The organism is Leifsonia araucanica (genome assembly GCF_051161895.1).
Classification (GTDB): Bacteria; Actinomycetota; Actinomycetes; order Actinomycetales; family Microbacteriaceae; genus Leifsonia.
On sequence record NZ_JBMBTW010000001.1, the window covers coordinates 1 to 4,601 of the forward strand.

The 4,601-nt window shown below is 71.3% G+C and carries 5 protein-coding genes; all 5 read left to right on the forward strand.

Going from position 1 to position 4,601, the window contains the following annotated elements:
* Positions 1–204 precede the first annotated feature (204 nt).
* The 5 genes from ACN6M5_RS00005 to ACN6M5_RS00025 all read left to right on the forward strand — a co-directional run bounded on the left by ACN6M5_RS00005 (position 205) and on the right by ACN6M5_RS00025 (position 4,427).
* On the forward strand, positions 205–495 hold the full coding sequence (locus ACN6M5_RS00005) for a DUF6504 family protein (RefSeq protein ID WP_085370615.1): 291 nt from the start codon (positions 205–207) through the stop codon (positions 493–495).
* Positions 496–542: 47 nt separating this feature from the next.
* Entirely contained in the window at positions 543–1,379 is an 837-nt protein-coding gene (locus ACN6M5_RS00010; RefSeq protein ID WP_434948065.1) for a DUF3097 domain-containing protein, read from the forward strand.
* Positions 1,380–1,574: 195 nt separating this feature from the next.
* On the forward strand, positions 1,575–1,778 hold the full coding sequence (locus ACN6M5_RS00015; RefSeq protein WP_055893908.1) for a cold-shock protein: 204 nt from the start codon (positions 1,575–1,577) through the stop codon (positions 1,776–1,778).
* 401 nt (positions 1,779–2,179) lie between these two features.
* Complete coding sequence (gene imuA', locus ACN6M5_RS00020; RefSeq protein ID WP_434948066.1) at positions 2,180–2,875, forward strand: DnaE2-dependent mutagenesis accessory factor ImuA'; 696 nt, start codon at positions 2,180–2,182, stop codon at positions 2,873–2,875.
* Position 2,876: 1 nt separating this feature from the next.
* Positions 2,877–4,427 (forward strand): DNA polymerase Y family protein, encoded by a 1,551-nt coding sequence (locus tag ACN6M5_RS00025; protein ID WP_434948067.1) that lies wholly within the window; start codon positions 2,877–2,879, stop codon positions 4,425–4,427.
* Positions 4,428–4,601: the final 174 nt, after the last annotated feature.

Genomic DNA, 4,601 nt, shown 5'->3' on the forward strand with positions numbered 1-4,601 from the left:
CTCGGCGTCGGTCAGGCGCCCCTGCGCCGCGTGGGTCTGGAGCGCAGCGACGGCGCGCTCCCGCTCGTCGTTGCTGAGTCGCAGGGCCGCGCCGGAAGGATCGGTCAGGTCGGTCATGCACACAGTATGGCGCAGGTGCATTCGTCGGTCGATGGCTTTACACTCGTTAATCGAACAAACGTTCGAACGAGCGAGGTGAGAGGCATGACCGACATCGGAGAGTCCGTCGCGGTGTGGACGACGGACGACGGCATCCCGACCAGGCTGGTGTGGCGGGCGACCAGATACCGCGTGACAGACACGCCGACGGTGTGGGCGGAGGTCTGCGCCTGGTGGCGGCCGTTCGGCGAGCACCGCTACGGCGTCGGCAGCCTGCCGAGGGAGATCGGCGGCTGGCGCTTCCAGGCCACGGACGACACGGGATGCGCGCACGTGTTCGACGTGCGGCACGACAACACCAGCCGCAGCTGGCACCTGGTGAGGATCTTCGACTGATGGCGTGGCTCCCCCTCCGCCGCCCCCGCACCCTCTAGTCTCTCCGGGTGAACGACGACCGCTACGGAGCCGATGTGCTGGCGACCGACTGGAAGAACGCGGGCCGCACGGCCGTGCCCGAGGTCGAAGCGGTGCGCGACCTCGTCATCGAGGATGCCGCGAGCGGCTTCTGCGGCGCCGTCACCCGCATCGAAGGGCCGACCGTCGAGCTGGAGGACTACTTCGGCAAGAAGCGCGTCTTCCCGTTCAGCGGATCGTTCCTGATCGACGGGTCGCCCGTCACGCTGGTGCACGCCGCGAAGGGCGGAGGGGCGAGGGCGAGGACCGCATCCGGATCGTTCGCCGTCGCCGACCAGAAGGCCAGGGTCGCCCGCGCCAGCCGCATCTTCGTCGAAGGCCGGCACGACGCCGAGCTGGTGGAGAAGGTCTGGGGAGACGATCTGCGCGTGGAGGGCGTCGTCGTCGAATACCTGGAGGGCGTCGACGACCTGGATGCGATCGTGCGCGAGTTCGCGCCGGACCGGTCCCGCCGCATCGGCGTGCTCGTCGACCACCTCGTGCCCGGCTCCAAGGAGAGCAGGATCGCCGACGCGGTGAAGCGCGGGCCGTACGGAGAGCACGTCCTGGTGGTCGGGCACCCGTACATCGACATCTGGCAGGCCGTGAAACCGGCGCGCGTCGGGCTGGACGCCTGGCCGAGCATCCCGCGCTCGATCGAGTGGAAGAAAGGGATCTGCGCCGCCCTCGGGCTCCCCCACGAGACCCAGGCGGACACCGCCCGCGCCTGGAAACGCATCCTGGGCAGCGTCCGGAACTTCACCGATCTCGAGCCGGAACTGCTCGGCAGGGTGGAGCACCTGATCGACTTCGTCACCGAACCGTGACGAACCGCGACGGTCGGATTCTGCGTCACTGGTGTGTTTTTCGCGGTTGGCGGCTAGGCTAAGGCCAGTCGTGTGTTTTGCATGTGTTGGATAGGTGCGTCCCAAACCCGGAGCGTTGCCAGCTTTACAGGAGCAGGAGAACACGCGACGAGGCCCCGACAGTCGGGGTCGAGGAATATCGCTCCTGGAGGAGATATGGCTACTGGTACGGTCAAATGGTTCAACGCTGAAAAGGGCTTCGGCTTCATCGCTCCCGACGACGGCGGCGCTGATGTGTTCGCCCACTACTCGGCGATCGCTTCGAGCGGCTACCGCTCGCTCGAGGAGAACCAGAAGGTCGAGTTCGAGGTGACGCAGGGCCCCAAGGGCCTGCAGGCGGAGAACATCCGCCCGCTCTGACCTGAGCTTCGAACGGGGTCGCGCTTCGGCGCGGCCCCGTTTTCGTTTGCCCGGCGCCGCCCGCTTTCCAGCCGCATCTCCGCTTGTACGGAGTTTCCGGCGCCCCCCGGCCCCATCTCCGCTTGTACGGAGTTTCCGGCGCCCCCGGCCCCATCTCCGCTTGAGCGGATGGATGCGCGGTGTGTCGCCACGCGCATCCGGTGTTGCGCGCGCCGCGGCTCTGCTTCCGTTGCCCAGGAGATTCCCCTCGACACGCCGTCCGGCACTCCGCTGGAGCGGAGAAACGACGTGAAAGCGGCCAGTTCTCCGCCGGAGCGGAGTGCGCGGTGCGGGATGGGACGTGCCCGGCGCCGCCCGAAAATGCATTTGCCATCGTCGAACATATGTTCGAAAATAGAGGCATGCATTCTTCAGCAGCCACCGTCACCGAGCCGGTCGTCGACCGCGCGCAGGTGCACGAGCTGCAGTCGCGCATCCGGCAGATGCAGGCCACCACGCTGGAGAGCAGGCGGCTGGAGACGCACCCGGCGCTCTCCCCTCTGCTGCCGGGCGGTGCGCTGAAGGCCGGTGCCGCATACGCGGTGCGCGGGTCGACGACGCTCGTGATGGCCATGCTGGCCTGCCCGAGCGCATCCGGTGCGTGGTGCGGCGTGGTCGGGATGCCGGACTTCGGGGCGGAGGCGGCAGGCCGGTTCGGGATCGACCTCGACCGGCTCGTGCTCGTCCCGCACCCCGGCGAGCAGTGGCTGACCGTCACCGCCGCCGTCGTGGATGTGCTGAGCGTCGTGGTCGTCGCCCCCACCAGCCGAGCACGCGACGGCGACATCGCCAGGCTCACCGCCCGGCTGCGGCAGCGGGAGGCCACCCTGATCGTGGTGGGAGACTGGCCGCAGGTCGAGGCGACGCTCACGGTCTCCCGCAGCGGCTGGGACGGCCTCGGGGGCGGAACGGGCTACCTCTCCTCCCGCCGGGTGACCGTCGAATCCGCTCCGCGCGGCGGCTCCGGCCAGCGCCGCCGCGCGGAGCTCTGGCTGCCGGCCCTCGACGAGAGCTTCCGCTCGGCGTCCGGCACCACGCGCCTGGAAGCGGTGAGCTGAGATGCCGGCCGTCACCCGCGCGATCGTGCTGTGGTGCCCGGACTGGCCGGTGATCGCCGCCCTGCAGGCCGGCGACCTGCCGCAGGACACCCCGCTGGCGCTCCTCGACCGCAACCTCGTGTTCGCCTGCTCCGCCGCAGCCCGTGCGGAGGGCGTCACGCGCGGCCTGCGCATCCGGGAGGCCCAGGCGCGCTGCACCCAGTTGCAGGTGCTGCCGTACGATCCCGTCCTGGATGCGCGGGCCTTCGACCCCGTGCTCGCCGCGATCGAGGAGATCACCCCCGGCGTCCAGCCCATCCGTCCCGGCACCTGCGTGCTGCGCGCCCGTGGCCCAGCCCGCTACTACGGCGGAGAGGAGCAGGCCGCCGCCGAACTGCTGCGCTGCCTCGAAGGGCTCGGCATCCCGGACGCGCGCATCGGCATCGCGGACGGCCCGTTCGCCGCCGAGCAGGCGGCCCGCACGACCGGTGCAGAGCGCATCAGGGTCATCCCGCCCGGCGACTCCCCCGCGTTCCTCTCCCCGCTGCCCATCGCGCAGCTCGGGCAGGACGAGCTGACGCCGCTGTTCCGCAGGCTGGGCATCCACACCCTCGGCCACCTGGCCGCGCTCGGGGCGACGGATGTGCGGGAACGGTTCGGGGAGCGTGGCGCCTGGTGCCACACCATCGCGAGCGGGCTCGACAGCACGGCGGTGGTGCCGCGCACGCCGCCGAAGCAGCTGGAACGCGCGATCGAGTTCGAGCCGCCGCTCGACAGGGTCGACCAGGTGACGTTCGCGTTCCGGGGAACGGCGGAGGCGTTCATCGGCGGTCTCACCAAGGCGGGGCTGGTGTGCACGGCGCTGCGCATCGAGGTGACGGACGAGTCCGGCCGGGTGAGCGAGCGCAGCTGGCTGCACCCCCGGCTGTTCTCGGCGGCCGACGTGGTCGACAGGGTGCGCTGGCAGCTGCAGGGCTCCGGCAGCATCGAGAGCGGGCTCGGCTCCCCGATCGCGCGGGTGCTGGTGGAGCCGGAGGCCGTCGACGACATCGGCCACCACGAGGAGGGGCTGTGGGGCGGGGGCGCGGACGAGCGCATCCATCACGGGCTGTCGCGGGTGCAGAGCATCCTGGGCCACGATGCGGTGCTCACGGCGACCATCGGCGGCGGGCGCGGGCTCGCGGAGCGGCAGGTACTCGTGCCGTGGGGCGACCGCGCCGTCGGGGTGGCGCGCGCCGACCAGCCGTGGCCGGGCAGCCTGCCGGCCCCGGCGCCGTCGACCGTGTTCGAGGCGCCGCGTCCCGTGGTGGTGCTCGGTGCGGACGGCGAGCAGGTCGGGGTGACGGGACGCGGCGTCGTCACGGAGCCGATCGTCCGGTTCTCGTCGACGGGCACGGCACGGGATGCGCGCCCCGTCGACTCCTGGGCGGGCCCGTGGCCGGTGCGGGAACGCTGGTGGGATGCTGCCGCCTCGCGCACGGCGCACCGCTTCCAGGTGGTCGACGCGGACGGGAACGCGTGGCTGCTGGTGCTCGCGGACGGCGCGTGGCAGGCGGAGGCGCGGTATGACTGACCTGCCGCGGATGGCTGACCTGGGCGGGATGGCTGACCTGGGCGGGATGGCTGACCTGCCGGGTGAGGCCGACCGGGGCGGAGGACGCTGATGGGCTGGAATAACCCGCCGATCCCGTGGTCGGAGTTCGAGCGGAGGCTCTCCGGCCGGCGCACGGGCGAGCAGGCCGACGAG

Bases quoted from the DNA above. Each gene is read 5' to 3' on its own strand.
- ACN6M5_RS00005 (WP_085370615.1), top strand. From the start codon at position 205: ATGACCGACATCGGAGAGTCCGTCGCGGTGTGGACGACGGACGACGGC.
- ACN6M5_RS00015 (WP_055893908.1), top strand. From the start codon at position 1,575: ATGGCTACTGGTACGGTCAAATGGTTCAACGCTGAAAAGGGCTTCGGC.
- imuA' (WP_434948066.1), top strand. From the start codon at position 2,180: ATGCATTCTTCAGCAGCCACCGTCACCGAGCCGGTCGTCGACCGCGCG.
- ACN6M5_RS00025 (WP_434948067.1), top strand. From the start codon at position 2,877: ATGCCGGCCGTCACCCGCGCGATCGTGCTGTGGTGCCCGGACTGGCCG.